The sequence below is a fragment of the Albidovulum litorale genome (genome assembly GCF_025751495.1).
Taxonomy (GTDB): domain Bacteria; phylum Pseudomonadota; class Alphaproteobacteria; order Rhodobacterales; family Rhodobacteraceae; genus Albidovulum; species Albidovulum litorale.
Genome location: NZ_JAOWKZ010000004.1, coordinates 377,105 through 391,353, shown reverse-complemented (window position 1 = coordinate 391,353; position 14,249 = coordinate 377,105). Strand labels below are relative to the sequence as shown.

The window sequence follows — 14,249 nt, the reverse complement described above, 5'->3', positions numbered from 1 at the left end:
CGGGATGTGAATGCGGTCGCGCGCGGCCTACCCTGCGGGATCGTTGTTCCAGATGTCCCAGTTCAGGTTCCAGACGCCCGCATCGTCCTGCGTCCAGATGATCACGTATTTGCCCATGGCGGTCATCGTCCCGCCATTGCCGTCCGGCACGTTGATCGCAAATGTTCCCATCTCGTGCGCATGGTCGCCGCTCACCTCGAGCATGACCGTGGTCAGGTCGAGGTCGGTGGCACCGGCATCGATAAACCCGGTCCAAAGCGCTTCGGCGCCTTCACGTCCGTGAATTGTCGCAATATCAGGCGGCATGATGACCGCATCGGCGGAATAGTGCGCTGCCACTCCGGCCGCATCGCCCGCATTGAAGGCCGCCTCAAAGCTCGCCACGCGTTCGGCGATGGCCGCTTCGTCGGCCAGACCGAGTGCCGGAACCAGGCAGAATCCGCCACACGAGAGAAGTCCGAAAAGCGTTTTCATTGGTGTCCCCCAGGTTGCTACCACATTCGAGACTCAAAACCGGATCACGGGTACAAGGTCAGCATATCACAGCGGGGGTGTCTGGCCGAATCCGGCTCAGGACAGGTGGTCCGGCAGGTCCCATCCAAGAAGCAGATCCCGGGCAGGCATCGGTCGCTTTCCTTCGCGCTGCGCCTCCACGATCTCGACGGCACCGGACCCGCAGGCGACGATGAAGCCGGAAAGAACCTGCCCCGGCTGACCCGCGCCGCCCGCCAACCGGGACCGCAACAGCTTCACCCGCTCGCCGCCAATCTCGCACCACGCGCCAGGAAAGGACGACAATCCCCGGATCAACCGGTCGACCTCCGCCGCGGGCCGGGTCCAGTCCACCCGCGCTTCGGCCTTGTCGATTTTCTGCGCATAGGTCACGCCCTGATCCGGCTGCGGCACCGGAACCAGCGCATCGAGCCGCCCCAGCGCCTCAACGATGGCACGCGCGCCCATCTCCGAAAGCCGGTCATGCAACTCGGCCGTTGTCTCGTCGGCACCGATCGCCGTCCGCTCGCATAACAGGACCGGCCCGGTATCGAGCCCCGCCTCCATCTGCATGATGCAGATGCCGGTTTCCGCATCGCCCGCCATGATCGCCCGATGGATCGGCGCCGCCCCGCGCCAGCGCGGCAGAAGCGAGGCGTGGATATTCAGACAACCATGTTTCGGCGCATCCAGCACCGCCTGCGGCAGGATCAGCCCATACGCCACGACCACCGCGACATCAGCCTGAAGCGCCGCGAACTCCGCCTGCGCCTCATCCCCTTTCAGGCTGACCGGATGCCGCACCGGCAGGCCCAGAACCTCGGCCCGCGCCTGAACCGGGCTTGGCCGGTCCTTCTTGCCCCGGCCCGCCGGGCGCGGCGGCTGGCAATAGACGCACACAACCTCGTGCGCGGCATGCAGCGCGTCCAGAACCGGGACCGAGAAATCCGGTGTTCCCATGAACACGACGCGCATGCCTCACCCCTTCTTCTTGGTCCAAATACTCCGCGGGGGGTGCGGGGGGCGCGAAGCCCCCCGCCGCTATCCGCGCTTCCTCAGCTTTTCGGCCTTCGCGACCAGCATCTTCTTCCGCACGGGCGACAGATGGTCGATGAACATCTTGCCGTTCAGATGGTCGATCTGATGCTGAACGCTCGTCGCCCAGAGCCCGACGAAATCGCGCTCTTCGACCTCACCCACCTCGTTCAGGAACCTGACGGTTACCGCGCGGGGCCGTTCAATGCCTGCGAAAACGCCCGGCAGGTTTGGACTTGCCTCATCGTGCCTGCGCATCTGGACCGAGGCGTGCAGCACCTCGGGGTTAGCCAATTTCACCGCCTGCCCGCGCTTGTCGGAACAATCGACGACCGCCAGCCGCAGCATGATGCCGATTTGCGGCGCGGCAAGGCCATAACCCGGCATCGCATCCATCGTCTCGACCATGTCGTCCCAGATCATCCGCACGGTCTCATTGATCTCGGCGACAGGTTCGGCAGCCGTGCGCAGCCTCTTGTCGGGATAGGGAACGAAGGGCCGGACCGTCACAGACGCGCCTTTTCGCGCTTCAGCTTCTGCATCTTGCGGGTGATCAGCTGGCGCTTCAACGGCGTCAGGTAGTCGATGAACAGCTTGCCGTCCAAATGGTCGATCTCGTGCTGGACGCAAGTGGCCCAAAGCCCGCCGAACTGCTCTTCATGCGCCTCGCCATCCAACCCCAGCCAGCGCACCTTGACCTCTTTCGGGCGGGTGACATCGGCATATTGTTCGGGGATCGACAGGCAGCCCTCCTCATAGGTGTTGGTTTCCTCCGAGGCCCAGGTGACTTCCGGGTTCATCAGCACCATCGGGCGCGGCTTGGCCTCGGGGTCCTTCACGCAATCCATGACCAGAATGCGGGACATCAGCCCGACCTGCGGCCCGGCAAGGCCGACGCCGGGCGCGTCATACATGGTTTCCAGCATGTCCTCGGCAGCCGCGCGCAGGTCGTCCGTGATTTCAGTCACGGGATCGCAGCGCTTTTTCAGGCGCGGGTCGGGATGGATCAGGATCGGGCGTATCGTCATGCGGGTGATTTAGGGCAAGCTATGCGCACGTGCAATGCCCGGCCCCTTGCACCCGACGCAAGGATGGCTAGGGTCATGCCGATCTGCAAGAGGCGGCCATGACCTTCAACGACATCATCGACCGGCGCGGCTCCCACTGTTCACAATGGGACCTTATGGAAAAACTTCTTGGCGTCTCGCCGGAGGACGGGCTGGCGATGTGGACCGCCGATTCGGACTATCCAACCGCGCCTTGTGTCCGTGATATCGTCCGCAAGGAGGCAGAGTTCGGCATCTTCGGCTATTTCGCCGATTATTCCGACTATCATGAGGCGATCCGCTGGTGGATGGCGACCCGTCACAAATGGCAGATCGATCCCGACTGGATTCTGACCGCACAGGGTCTCGGCAACGCGATCGCGCTCTCCATCGACGTCTGGACCGAGCCGGGCGATGCCGTGGTGGTTTTTTCGCCCGTCTATCACGAGTTCGCGCACAAGATCAGAAACGCAGGCCGGGTCTTGACGGAATGCCCGCTCGCTCGCGTTGGCGACCGGTATGAGCTTGATCTGGACGACGCCCAAAGCCGGATGACCGGGCGGGAAACACTCCTGATCTGGTGCTCGCCGCAAAACCCCTCGGGCCGGATCTGGACAGCCGAAGAATTACGCGCGGTGGCGGAATTCGCGGTACGGAACGGGCTTAGGATCATTTCGGATGAGGTGCACCACGATCTCGTCTATCCCGGCGAAACCTTTGTGCCGATGGATGTCGCAGCGCCAGAGGCGCACGACCGTTTGATCTCAATGACCGCCGCATCTAAGACCTTCAACATCGCCGGTCAGCGAACGGGCAATATGATCATCTCCGATCCGACGCTCCGGGCACAGATGGTGAAACGCCTCCGCGAGCTCGACTCACAGCCGAACGGACTCGGGGTAAAGATGGTGACCGCCGCCTATTCGCCGGAAGGCGCCGAATGGGTCGACGCGCAGGTCGCACATCTGGACCGGATGCGAAAAATCTTCGATGCGGGCATCAACGCGATCCCAGGGGTGCGGTCCCTGCCCCTGCAATCGACCTTCCTGGCCTGGGTCGATTTTTCTGGTACCGGCATGACATTCGACGAATTCAACGCGCGGACCCGCGACGTTGCCCGCATCGCGGCGAGCCCCGGCCCCGGCTTCGGCGCTGGCGGCGAAAGCTTCCTGCGCTTCAACATTGCCCGGCCGCAGGCCCGGATCGAGGATGCCGTCGAACGGATGCAGAGGGCCTTCGGCGACCTGCAATGAGGTTTCTGCGCCGGCTTTTCCAGCTGACCATCCTGACCATCGCGCTCGGGCTGGGGATGCTGGCGCTTTACCAATACCGTTTCCCTGCACCGCTTCCGCCCGCGCCTCTGCCGCCGCTGACGGTGCAGATCGACCGCATCCTGATCGAAAAGGCGGCACGGCAACTGACCGTCTTTCGCGACGGCGTTGCCCTGCGGACCTATCCAGTCGCGCTGGGGTTCGCGCCTGAAGGCGACAAGGTGCGGCAGGGCGACGGGCGCACGCCTGAGGGCACATTCCGCATCGACCGCCGCAATGCCGAAAGCAAGTTCCACCTGTCGCTCGGCATCAACTATCCGCAGGCAGACGACCTGATCCGCGCCTCGGCAGGCGGCTATTCCCCCGGCGGTGACATCTTCATCCATGGCCAGCCGAACGCCTTTTACGGCAAGGCGACGCTCCGCCACGACTGGACCGAAGGCTGCATCGCCGTCTCAGACACGGAAATCGAGGAGCTTTGGCGCATCACGCGCATCGGAACCGAGGTCGAAATCCGACCCTGACATCCGGGTTCTTCTTGCCGGAAATACTCCCGCCGAAACCCACGGCGCCGATACGGCTCAGTTGCGCGGCAGGTACCCCACCGGTGCATCCGACTCGCGCACGTAATCGAGCGGCACGGAATCATGGGCGATGGTCGAGCGCTTCATCGTGCAGATCAGGTCGCCCTCTTCCACATCCGACGCGATGATCAGCGACGTATAGAGATGGCGCGTGCCGTCATAGATATCGACCAGCCCGCGCAGATGCTGCACCTGATCGGCGTCGAGCGCGAAACCCGTCTCCCAGAATTTCAGGATTGGATAGATTTCGTCCCCGACCATCACCCTCAGACGCGACCGGCGTTTCAGATCACGCTTGCGCGCCTCTTCCAGCCCGGCACGCACTTCCTTTGGCAACATATCCGTCATTACACGCACTCCCCCCACCCCTCCAGCATGATCCAGCGGTCCTCAAAATCAAGTTAACCTTTTGGTCAAGAAGGATTTGTGCCCAATAGGTGACAGTTTTGTGATTTTGTTTCACCCCCGCGAACAAACCTGTGCGCATGTGCAGAGCATCTCCGCGCCCATGCCCGTAGCCTGCGCCCATCGCTAGCTCTACCTGAAGGAGGGAACGACAAAGGAATATACGATGGGCAGACTGATCGACGGGAAATGGTCGACCGAATGGTACGACACTTCAAACACCGGCGGCGCGTTCAAGCGGGCCGATGCCGGGTTCCGGAACTGGATCACCACTGACGGCGCGCCCGGCCCCTCGGGTGATGGCGGGTTTCCGGCCGAGGCCGGACGCTATCACCTTTATGTCTCCTATGCCTGTCCCTGGGCGCACCGGACCCTGATTTTTCGCGCGCTGAAGGGCCTCGGCGGCCTGATCGGCGTCTCGGTCGTGCATCCCGACATGTTGCAGGACGGCTGGACCTTCGCCACGGATTTCCCCGGCGCGACCGGCGATCATCTCCACGGTCTGCCCTTCCTGCGCGACATCTATACCAAGGCCGACCCCCATTATACCGGCCGCGTCACCGTTCCGGTTCTGTGGGACCGGAAGCGCGCGACAATCGTTTCCAACGAAAGCTCCGAAATCATCCGGATGTTCAATTCGGCCTTCGACGGTCTGACGGGAAATGACCGCGACTTCTGGCCCCGCGATCTACGGGGCGACATCGAGACGATGAATGCGCGCATTTACAGCACGGTCAACAACGGCGTCTACAAGGCCGGTTTCGCCACGCGGCAGGAACCCTATGACGCCGCCGTCACCGCGCTCTTTGACACGCTCGACTGGCTGGAGGACCGCCTGTCACGTCAGCGCTGGCTGATGGGTAACAGGCTGACCGAGGCTGACTGGCGTCTCTTCACCACGCTCGTGCGCTTTGATCCGGTCTATCACCTGCATTTCAAGTGCAACCGGCGACGGCTGATCGATTATCCCAATCTCTGGGCCTATACCCGCGATCTTTACCAACAGCCCGGCGTCGCCGCGACCGTCCGGTTCGACCATATCGTGCGGCACTACCATTACAGCCACGACACGATCAATCCGAACCGGATCATCCCGATCAACCCGGTTCTCGACTTCGCTGCCCCGCATGGGCGCGGGTGAGCGTCAGGCGCTGGTGCCGTAATGCTCCACCACGGCGGCGATATCCTCTGGCGGGGTCGCCGAGGGCAGGAAGGCGCAGGCATTGGAGATGTGCTGAAAGATCGATCCATCCGAGAAGAAGCTGGTATTGGTCACGAACACCACCTTGGCCTTTGGGCGGCGATAGGCGGCATAATCCGCCACCGCGATGGCGCTGCCCCGGTTGAGGACGAGGTCCATCACGATGATCTCCACATCCTCATGTTCCAGATGGTTCACCGCGGCGTCCTGATCCGCCGCAAGCGTTACCGTCATGGCGAAGCGTTCCAGATGCCGCTTCCAAAGCCATCCGAGGTTCGGGTCGCTCTCAACAATGAGCACGCGCATGAAGCCTCCTGAGGACCACCGGATCGTGTAATTCCACCCGGTCGTTTGCGATTTGTTAAGAATCATAAACAATCGTTAACCAAGTCTTAACGACCTCCGCCGATGGCGGGTTTCCGCCGGTTGTAAGTGGCGCCGGGCTTGGTAGTCTCGGCCCGGACAGACGAGAGGTAGCCATGCGCATCATCCTTGCCGCCCTTGCCCTTGCCGCCCTGCCCCAAACGACGCTCGCCTGCGGCGGTGGATTCGGTGATTTCGTCGCCGGTCTGAAGGCCGAAGCCCGCGCGGCGGGCCACCCTGCCGACCGGGTGGACGCGTTCTTTGCCGGTGTCCGGCAGGACGGCGCGGTTCTGAAGGCCGACCGTTCGCAGGGCGTCTTCCGCAAGGACTTCATCGAGTTTTCCCGCGCCGTGATCAGCAAGAACCGCATGGTGAACGGGCAACGGAACGGCCAGAAATACGCCAGCACCTTCCAGCGCATCCAGCGCGACTACGGGATCGCAACCGGCGTGCTGTTGGCGTTCTGGGCGCTCGAAACCGATTACGGCGCGGTTCAGGGCGATTTCACCACGCTGAACGCACTCGTGACCCTTTCCCATGACTGCCGCAGGCCGCATCTCTTCCGGCCGCAGATCTTCGCCGCGCTGGAACTCTATGCCCGCGGCGATTTCGACCCGGCCCGCACCAAGGGCGCCTGGGCCGGCGAGGTCGGCATGGTGCAGATGCTGCCCGAGGATATTCTCAGGAACGGCGTCGATGGCGACGGTGACGGCCATGTCTCGCTCAAGACCTCGCCACCCGATGCGCTGATGTCGGGGGCCAAGATGCTCAGCGGGCTCGGCTGGCGACGCAATGAACCATGGCTGCAGGAAATCACCGTGCCCGAGGGGCTCGACTGGTCGAAAACCGGCCTGAACCACACGCTCAGCACCGCCGAATGGGAACGGATGGGGGTGCGCGGCCGCTCGGGAGGGCTGGCGAAGGGGCTGAAAGGCTCGGTCCTCCTGCCGATGGGTCGCAAGGGGCCTGCCTTCATGGCCTACCCGAATTTCCACGTCTATTTCGAATGGAACAAGAGCTTCGTCTACGTCACCACGGCGGCCTATTTCGCCACGCGGCTTGAAGGCGCGCCGGTCTACGATCCGGGCCAGCCCGAACCGGGGCTTTCCGCTGGCCAGATGAAAGCGCTGCAGCAGAAGCTTGAGGCGCGCGGCCATGATGTCGGCGGGATCGACGGCATCCTCGGTGAAAAGACCCGCGAGGCGGTGCAGAAAGAGCAGATGCGCCTCGGTCTGCCAGCCGACGCCTGGCCGACACCCGCCCTTCTCGGCAAGCTGTGACCGGGTGAGAGCGCCGGGGTGACGGGCATGGCGAACGCAGAAGCGATGAACCGGACAACCGGATGGCCCCGCATCCTGACGGTAGGGGTCGACGGCTTCCTTGTCAGCTTCGCGGACCGGCTGGACGAACCCGCGAACCGCGCGGCACTCGCCTTTCGCGATGCAATCGACCGGGCGGGTTGGGACGGGGTGGAGGAAACTGCGACCTCGCTCACCTCCACCTATCTGCGGTTCGATCCTCTGCACTTCGATCACGCGACCATGCGCGCGCGGCTCGAACACCTGCTCGCCGACCGCGACTGGTACGGCGCGCCGATGCCCGGCGGACGGCGGCTCTGGCGCATACCCACGGTCTACGGCACCGATCTCGCCCCCCAGCTCGACGAAGCTGCAGCCGCCGCAGGCGTCACGGCGGATCGGGCCATTGACACGTTGTCCAATACCCGGGTCCGGGTCCAGACCATCGGCTTCGCACCTGGCCAGCCCTATCTCGGGGTATTGCCGCCGGAATGGAACATTCCCCGCCAGACCGCCCTAACGGAAAGCGTGCCTGTCGGTGCGCTCGTGGTGGCGATCCGCCAACTCGTGCTCTTTTCCGTCACCACCCCGACCGGATGGCGCCATGTCGGCCAGACCGCGATCCGGCTCTTCCGGCCCGAGGCGGAAACCCCCTTCGTCCTGCGCCCGGGCGACGAGGCGATGTTTCCCGCCGTCACGCCGGAGGCATTCGCACAGATCCGTACGTCCGGACCAGATGGCGGCGCGACATGCGAGGCGATCCGGTGACGCGCGCGCTGATCATCCACCGCGCGGGTCCCGGGGTCACGGTGCAGGATCTGGGACGGACCGGCTATCTGGCCATGGGGCTTTCGCGCGGCGGCGCGGCCGACCGGCTGGCGCTGCATGAAGGCGCGGCGCTGCTTGGCCAGCCTGTCACCCATGCCACACTCGAAATGGCCGGGATGGGCGGCGTGTTCGAGGCGAGCGCCGACCTGCGCATCGCGCTGACCGGCGCGCCTATGCGGGCCGATATCGACGGCGCGGCGCTTGTCTGGAATGCAAGCCACCTTTTGCCCGCCGGCGCGCGACTGACCATCGGCGCGGCGGAACGGGGCGTCTACGGTTACCTTCATCTTGGCGGTGGCGTGGCCACGCCCGAACACCTCGGCGCCCGTTCGGCGCATCTTGCAGCCGGGGTCGGCGCACCCCTCGCCGCCAATGACCGGCTGCCGGTCGGGCCCGATACCGGGACAGAGACCGGCCTCCTCATCGATGCCGAAAGCCGCTTCGACGGCGGGACGATCCGGCTGGTGCCGAGCCTGCAGACCAGTTTCTTCGACGCCGCGACACTCGCCCGGTTCGAGGCGACAGAGTTCCACCGCGATACACGCGGCAACCGGATGGGCGTGCGCGCCGTGCCCGGGGGCGAGGGGTTCAAAACCGAGGCCGGGCTCAATATCCTCTCCGAAATTATCGTGCCCGGCGACATCCAGGTCACAGGCGACGGCACACCCTTCGTCCTTTTGTCCGAATGCCAGACGACCGGCGGCTATCCCCGCATCGGCTCGGTCCTACCCGCCGATCTGCCACGCGTAGCGCAGGCCCCGGCGGGCACGCGGCTGAGGTTCCGCTTCGTCACGCTGGAGGAGGCAGTGGCCATCGAGCGGCAGGAGAACACCAGACGCAACGGCCTCAGGCGCAGCCTGTGCCCACTGATCCGCGACCCGCGCGACATGAGCGATCTGCTCGCCTATCAACTTGTCGGGGGGGTAACCGCGGGAGACGACCTCGACGTTCCGCAGACGTAAGGTGGATTTAAACCCACCTTACCCGGTGGCTGCCGCGACGCCTGCGGAAACGACAAAGGGCCGGCAATGCCGGCCCTTGTTCATTCCTTGCGGAAGGTTCCTCAGGCGACGGCCTTGACCTCACCCGCGCCCAGCGGCGGCACCTTTTTCATAAGCGCCTCGGCCTCGCGCGCCGACAGCGTGCGTCGCGCGGTGGGCCCGTAGAGCGTCCAGTCGGCGGCGTATTCGGGGAACACAAGCGCCATCTCGGCCCGCGCATCCTCGGTCAGACTAGCGATGGCGGTATCGCCGGGGAAGAGACTCTCAGTCTCAATCCCGTTCGACAGCACGATGTCATGGCGGTCGAGCATCAGATGGAAATACTCCACCGCCTCGGGGCGCGCCGGACGGCGCAGCGTCGGCGCGAATTTCAGATGCTTTGCAGCGACCAGTACCTCGTCCTCGCCGAACAGCATTTCCGTCGCCCAGCCGCGCAGCAGCACCCGGTGCTGCGGCGAAACCCAGAGATCGGCGCGCGGCAGGCCCTCGCCCATCGCACCTTGCGGGATGCAGACCGGACGCATGTCGGGGTTGAGCAGCAGCTCCATCAGGGTCAATTCACGCGCGGCGGCGAAGCGCACGGTGGCGGTGGCACCCGAGGCGGTCAGCACCTCGTCACCGGCCTTCAGCACCTCGACCGGAACCTCGCCCTTGGGCGTCGCGATCAGCGTGCCCCGCAGGAAGCAGACCGGGTTGGGGTTTGTGGTGACGAGCTCCAGCGGAATGGCGCCGTTGCCGATCTGGTTCATCAGCGTCTGCGTCCCCGAACCATCGGTCACGAAGAACAGTTCAGTTGAAAGGCCGCTCGAGGGATAGTTCAGCACGGTGACCACGCTGACCTCCTTGCCCGCAAGCGCGGCCGGAACCTGAGAGTTGCCGGGCAGCGTACCGGTCAGCTGGTACTGGAAATTGTACTCCGTGCCACCGATCCAGATCGTGGTGTCGGGATCGAAACCGCCAGCTCCAGTCTCAAGCGTCAGATCGCCGGTCGTGTTGGAACCGAGCGTGCCGCTTTCGAAATAAATCTGCGTCGCCGGAAATGCGCCGGAACCGCCTGACGCCTTGATCGGGTTCAGGGTCGAGTTGTTGGCCGTGAGACTGTCGGCCCGCGCCCAAAAAGTCGGTGAAACTGCCATGCCTGTTCGCCTCCACAAAATAACCAGCGGAGCATCCCGCCCCGCGCCACGAGACCGCCAGTTGTTGCCCTACTACACCGTCAATTCGGACGAATTTGTGGCCTGAAGGGTTCTTTTCGGCTGATCGCACCTCTTATGCCCGCAAAAACGCGGGAACGTAGTCAAATTCAATCCCGTTCCGGAAGAAACATCAAGGTTGTTCCGATTTGGATACAGGTTCGCAGCCGAACGGGCTAACGGCCCGGCCACGACCTCCTCGTTCCCCGAAACGTAAGGTGGGTTTAAACACGCTTTACCGGGGGTCTGCCCCCGCCCTCACGCTTTCCGAAAGCTCACGATCCAGCCGGTATCATCACCGTGATCGCCTGCCGCCCCGTCGCCATAGATCCGGAACGGTTCGGTCCGAAAATCCGCGATCTTCCCGCCGAGCCTTTGAAAGAGCGCGGCAAATCCCGCCGCCTCGTAAAAGGCGCTGTGCACCGTCACCGCAAAACATCCGCCAGGCCGGGTGATGCGCATGAGTTCCGCAAAGGCGTCAGGTCCGACATGGCCGGTGGTGAAGGTCCCCGCGCTGATGCACCCCGCATAGGCGTCGTCCGGCAGCGGCAGCGGCTGCGTCAGGTCCGCCTTGACCGTATCCCGATAGGCGCCTTTTTGCGCGGCGACCGCCAGCATCTCGGCCGAGATGTCGATCCCGTCAATCGGTCCGATACCGACCCGTGCAAGCGCTTCGCCCACCAGCCCGGTGCCTGCACCGACATCGAGAACCGGCCCCGTGCCACCCATCGCGGCATAGGCCGCAGCGATCACGGAAGGGCTGCGATATTCCATGGCCTCGGCAAAATCCGCGTCGTATTTCGTCGCCCAGTCGCGGTAGTAACGCTCCGAATCCCCGGGCGTTTTCAGCGCATAGGCGCCGTCCAGATCGTGCTTGTCCTCTGTCATGCCGTCATCGGGCCATGACAGGCCGCGCCCGTCAAGCGGCATCGAAATCCAGCACAAGCTTTTCGGTCAGCGGACGCGACTGGCAGGCGAGCGTGAAGCCCGCCTCCAGCTCCCACGGCTCCAGCGAATAGTTCACGGCCATCTCGGCCCTGCCCTCGACCACCTTGCAACGGCAGGTGCAGCACATGCCGCCATGGCAGGACCATGGCAGGTCCACGCCCTGACGGGCGGCGGCATCGATGATGCCGGTATCGCTTTTCTCATAGCGGAACTGCCGCCGCCGCCCGTCGAGCAGAACCTCGACCGAAACGCCGTCGGCCGCCGCCTTCTCGGCCGCGCGGGACGGGGCGCGCGGCGCCTCGCCCGATTGGGAGAAATGCTCCTGATGGATACGCTCCGGCGCGACGCCCATCGCCGCCAGCGCCGCTGTCACTTCCTCGATCATACCGCCCGGCCCGCACAGGAACACACCCTCGGCCCCGAAGGGGTCAATCACCCCCGCCGATGCAAGTGCCGCGATCTTCGCCGCGTCGATCCGCCCGTTCAGCAGGTCCACATCCTGCACCTCGCGGCTGAGAACATGGATCAGCGTGAAGCGGCCCAGATAGCGGTCCTTCAGCGCGTCGAGCGCGCCGCGGAACATGATCGTCTCGACCGAGCGGTTGCCGTAGACCAGCGTCACCTGACCACCATCCGTCAGTACCGCGGCGGCGATGGCCATCATCGGCGTGATCCCGGACCCCGCCGCGATCAGGAGGACATTCCGTTCGCCCCGCAGCATGAACCGCCCCTCGGGCGGCATCACCTGCACCGGGTCGCCGGGCCGAAGACCCTGGGCGAAACCGGAAAACGCGCCGCCCTCCACCCGCTTGACGCCGACGCAAAGCTCGCCCCCCGGTGCCGTGGCGATGGAGTAGGAGCGGCGGATGTCCGTGCCGTTCACCTCGGCCCTGAGCGTCAGATGCTGGCCCGGGGTGAAGGCAAAGGTCTCGCGCAGGTTGTCCGGCACATTGAAGACCAGCCGCACCGCCTTCTCCGTCTCGGGGCAGACCTCCCGGATAACCAGTTCATGAAACGCCATGCCCGCCCCTCAGATGCATTTGAAATAGTCGAACGGCTCGCCGCAGCCTTTGCAACGGTAATGCGCCTTGCAGGGGGTGGAGCCGAACTCGCTGACCCGTTCGGTCGCCTCAGACCCGCAGCGCGGACAGTTGACCTCGGGTGCCGCGAAAAGCGTCGCCTTGCCGCCCGCCACCGGCGGTGCGATGCCAAAGGCCCAAAGCTTGTCGCGCCCCTCCTCGGTGATCCAGTCGGTCGTCCAGGCGGGTTCCATCACCCGCTCGATCCGGGCCGGTATGCCCGCATCGCGCAATGCCGCCTCCACCGCCAGTTCGATAGCCAATACGGCGGGGCAGCCGGAATAGGTGGGCGACAGTTTCACCACGGCGACATCGCCCTCAGCCACGACCCCGCGCAGGATGCCGAGATCGGCGATGGTCACAGCCGGAATCTCGGGGTCAGGCACATGGCCCGCGACCTCTGCCGCACGGGTCAGATCAATCACCAGACCGCCCCCGGATGGGCGCGGGCGACCGACTGCATCTCGGCCAGCATATGGCCCAGATCCTCGCCATGCAGCCCCGCGCGGCCACCTGTCTGCATGAACACGCCTTCAGGGACGGTCAGACCCGCCTCGACAAAGACCATGCCGATGACCCGGTCCCACTCGGCCCGCATCTCACTACGCCGGGGCAGCACTCCCGCCGCCTCAGCGGCTCGCGCGGCACGTGAGCTTTCAAAGAGCTCGCCGCTATAGCGGTGATGCGCTTCCACCGCATGCGCCATCCGCGCCGCGCTCTCCTCGGTCCCGTCGCCCAGCCGGATCACCCATTCGCCTGCATGGCGGATGTGATAGGCGACCTCCTTCGCCGCCTTCCCGGCAATGCCCCTGACCACATCATCCGTCGAAGCGGCAGCCGCCCGCCAGAAGGGTTCCATGAAGGCCCCGAAATACAATTGGCGCAACATTGTCGCCGCGAAATCCCCGTTCGGGCGCTCGACCAGCAGGCAATTCCGGAACTCCCGCTCGCCCCGGAAATACGCCAGATCGTCCTCGCCACGCCCCTTGCCCTCGATCTCCCCGGCCCGCGCATACAGCCCCCGCGCCACGCCGATCAGGTCGAGCGCCATGTTCGGCAGCGCCAGATCCTCCTCCAGCATCGGCGCATGACCGCACCATTCCGACAGACGGTGGCCCAGCACGAGGCAATCGTCGGCAATTTCCAGAAGCGCCTCATGCATCACATGTGCCCCACCTCGTCGGGGATGTCGTAGAAGGTCGGGTGGCGATAGATCTTGTCGCCGGTCGGCTCGAACATCTCACCCGCATGATCAGGGTCGGATGCCGTGATCGCCGAAGACGGCACCACCCAGACCGAATTGCCCTCGCCGCGCCGCGTATAGACGTCGCGCGCCGCCTGCAACGCCATGACTGCGTCCGCCGCATGTAGCGAACCGACATGCTTGTGCGCCAGCCCGTTCCGGGGCCGGATGAACACTTCCCAAAGCGGTGTCTCTGCCATGATCCCTTCTTCTGTTTTGAAATTCTCCGGGGGTCCGGGGGCAGCGCCCCCGGCGCTTTCCA

18 protein-coding genes are annotated in these 14,249 nt (G+C 64.6%); 6 read left to right on the top strand and 12 right to left on the bottom strand.

Annotation, left to right across the window (positions count from 1 at the left end):
- Positions 1 to 27: 27 nt before the first annotated feature.
- From OEZ71_RS17165 to def (OEZ71_RS17150), 4 genes are all read right to left on the bottom strand, one after another.
- The gene (locus OEZ71_RS17165) at positions 28 to 474 is read right to left on the bottom strand and encodes a YybH family protein (RefSeq protein WP_263741275.1); all 447 of its coding nucleotides are present in this window, start codon (positions 472 to 474) and stop codon (positions 28 to 30) included.
- Positions 475 to 570: 96 nt separating this feature from the next.
- Positions 571 to 1,467 (bottom strand): methionyl-tRNA formyltransferase, encoded by an 897-nt coding sequence (fmt, locus tag OEZ71_RS17160; RefSeq protein ID WP_263741274.1) that lies wholly within the window; start codon positions 1,465 to 1,467, stop codon positions 571 to 573.
- 66 nt (positions 1,468 to 1,533) lie between these two features.
- Entirely contained in the window at positions 1,534 to 2,037 is a 504-nt protein-coding gene (gene def, locus OEZ71_RS17155) for a peptide deformylase (RefSeq protein WP_263741273.1), read from the bottom strand.
- On the bottom strand, positions 2,034 to 2,555 hold the full coding sequence (gene def, locus OEZ71_RS17150) for a peptide deformylase (RefSeq protein WP_263741272.1): 522 nt from the start codon (positions 2,553 to 2,555) through the stop codon (positions 2,034 to 2,036). Before def (OEZ71_RS17150) ends, def (OEZ71_RS17155) begins: the two co-directional genes overlap by 4 nt.
- Before the next feature lie 98 nt (positions 2,556 to 2,653).
- On the opposite strand from def (OEZ71_RS17150), the gene OEZ71_RS17145 reads away from it, so the two are divergent.
- A complete protein-coding gene (locus OEZ71_RS17145) occupies positions 2,654 to 3,826 on the top strand; it encodes a MalY/PatB family protein (protein WP_263741271.1) in 1,173 nt (390 codons plus the stop codon).
- Positions 3,823 to 4,368 (top strand): L,D-transpeptidase family protein, encoded by a 546-nt coding sequence (locus tag OEZ71_RS17140; RefSeq protein WP_263741270.1) that lies wholly within the window; start codon positions 3,823 to 3,825, stop codon positions 4,366 to 4,368. Before OEZ71_RS17145 ends, OEZ71_RS17140 begins: the two co-directional genes overlap by 4 nt.
- Before the next feature lie 57 nt (positions 4,369 to 4,425).
- Here OEZ71_RS17140 and OEZ71_RS17135 read toward each other — a convergent pair whose 3' ends face one another.
- Entirely contained in the window at positions 4,426 to 4,776 is a 351-nt protein-coding gene (locus tag OEZ71_RS17135) for a hypothetical protein (protein WP_263741269.1), read from the bottom strand.
- 223 nt (positions 4,777 to 4,999) lie between these two features.
- Here OEZ71_RS17135 and OEZ71_RS17130 point away from each other — a divergent pair, with 223 nt between their 5' ends.
- Positions 5,000 to 5,974: a glutathione S-transferase family protein gene (locus OEZ71_RS17130; protein ID WP_263741268.1), complete on the top strand. Its 975-nt coding sequence runs from the start codon at positions 5,000 to 5,002 to the stop codon at positions 5,972 to 5,974.
- A gap of 3 nt (positions 5,975 to 5,977) precedes the next feature.
- Here the strand turns inward: OEZ71_RS17130 and OEZ71_RS17125 are convergent, their stop codons facing one another.
- Positions 5,978 to 6,340 (bottom strand): response regulator, encoded by a 363-nt coding sequence (locus OEZ71_RS17125; protein WP_263741267.1) that lies wholly within the window; start codon positions 6,338 to 6,340, stop codon positions 5,978 to 5,980.
- Positions 6,341 to 6,513: 173 nt separating this feature from the next.
- Between OEZ71_RS17125 and OEZ71_RS17120 the strand changes: the two genes are divergently transcribed.
- Genes OEZ71_RS17120 through OEZ71_RS17110 form a run of 3 tightly spaced genes read left to right on the top strand, consistent with a single transcriptional unit; the run spans position 6,514 to position 9,485 of the window.
- Positions 6,514 to 7,677, top strand: coding sequence for a lytic murein transglycosylase (locus OEZ71_RS17120; protein WP_263741266.1), 1,164 nt, complete (start codon positions 6,514 to 6,516; stop codon positions 7,675 to 7,677).
- 27 nt (positions 7,678 to 7,704) lie between these two features.
- On the top strand, positions 7,705 to 8,463 hold the full coding sequence (locus OEZ71_RS17115) for a 5-oxoprolinase subunit B family protein (protein ID WP_263741265.1): 759 nt from the start codon (positions 7,705 to 7,707) through the stop codon (positions 8,461 to 8,463).
- On the top strand, positions 8,460 to 9,485 hold the full coding sequence (locus OEZ71_RS17110) for a 5-oxoprolinase subunit C family protein (RefSeq protein WP_263741439.1): 1,026 nt from the start codon (positions 8,460 to 8,462) through the stop codon (positions 9,483 to 9,485). The genes OEZ71_RS17115 and OEZ71_RS17110 overlap by 4 nt, the downstream gene beginning before the upstream one ends.
- Before the next feature lie 101 nt (positions 9,486 to 9,586).
- On the opposite strand, the gene OEZ71_RS17105 is transcribed toward OEZ71_RS17110, so the two are convergent.
- The 6 genes from OEZ71_RS17105 to paaB all read right to left on the bottom strand — a co-directional run bounded on the left by OEZ71_RS17105 (position 9,587) and on the right by paaB (position 14,190).
- Positions 9,587 to 10,660: a Hint domain-containing protein gene (locus tag OEZ71_RS17105; protein ID WP_263741264.1), complete on the bottom strand. Its 1,074-nt coding sequence runs from the start codon at positions 10,658 to 10,660 to the stop codon at positions 9,587 to 9,589.
- A 315-nt stretch (positions 10,661 to 10,975) separates the two neighbouring features.
- The gene (locus tag OEZ71_RS17100; RefSeq protein WP_263741263.1) at positions 10,976 to 11,647 is read right to left on the bottom strand and encodes a class I SAM-dependent DNA methyltransferase; all 672 of its coding nucleotides are present in this window, start codon (positions 11,645 to 11,647) and stop codon (positions 10,976 to 10,978) included.
- Positions 11,637 to 12,686 (bottom strand): 2Fe-2S iron-sulfur cluster-binding protein, encoded by a 1,050-nt coding sequence (locus OEZ71_RS17095; RefSeq protein WP_263741262.1) that lies wholly within the window; start codon positions 12,684 to 12,686, stop codon positions 11,637 to 11,639. Before OEZ71_RS17095 ends, OEZ71_RS17100 begins: the two co-directional genes overlap by 11 nt.
- Positions 12,687 to 12,695: 9 nt before the next feature.
- Positions 12,696 to 13,169 carry a 1,2-phenylacetyl-CoA epoxidase subunit PaaD gene (paaD, locus tag OEZ71_RS17090; protein ID WP_263741261.1) on the bottom strand — a complete coding sequence of 158 codons (474 nt, stop codon included), beginning with the start codon at positions 13,167 to 13,169 and terminating at the stop codon, positions 12,696 to 12,698.
- Entirely contained in the window at positions 13,166 to 13,906 is a 741-nt protein-coding gene (gene paaC, locus OEZ71_RS17085) for a 1,2-phenylacetyl-CoA epoxidase subunit PaaC (protein WP_263741260.1), read from the bottom strand. The genes paaD and paaC overlap by 4 nt, the downstream gene beginning before the upstream one ends.
- A complete protein-coding gene (paaB, locus tag OEZ71_RS17080; protein WP_263741438.1) occupies positions 13,906 to 14,190 on the bottom strand; it encodes a 1,2-phenylacetyl-CoA epoxidase subunit PaaB in 285 nt (94 codons plus the stop codon). The genes paaC and paaB overlap by 1 nt, the downstream gene beginning before the upstream one ends.
- Positions 14,191 to 14,249 lie beyond the last annotated feature (59 nt).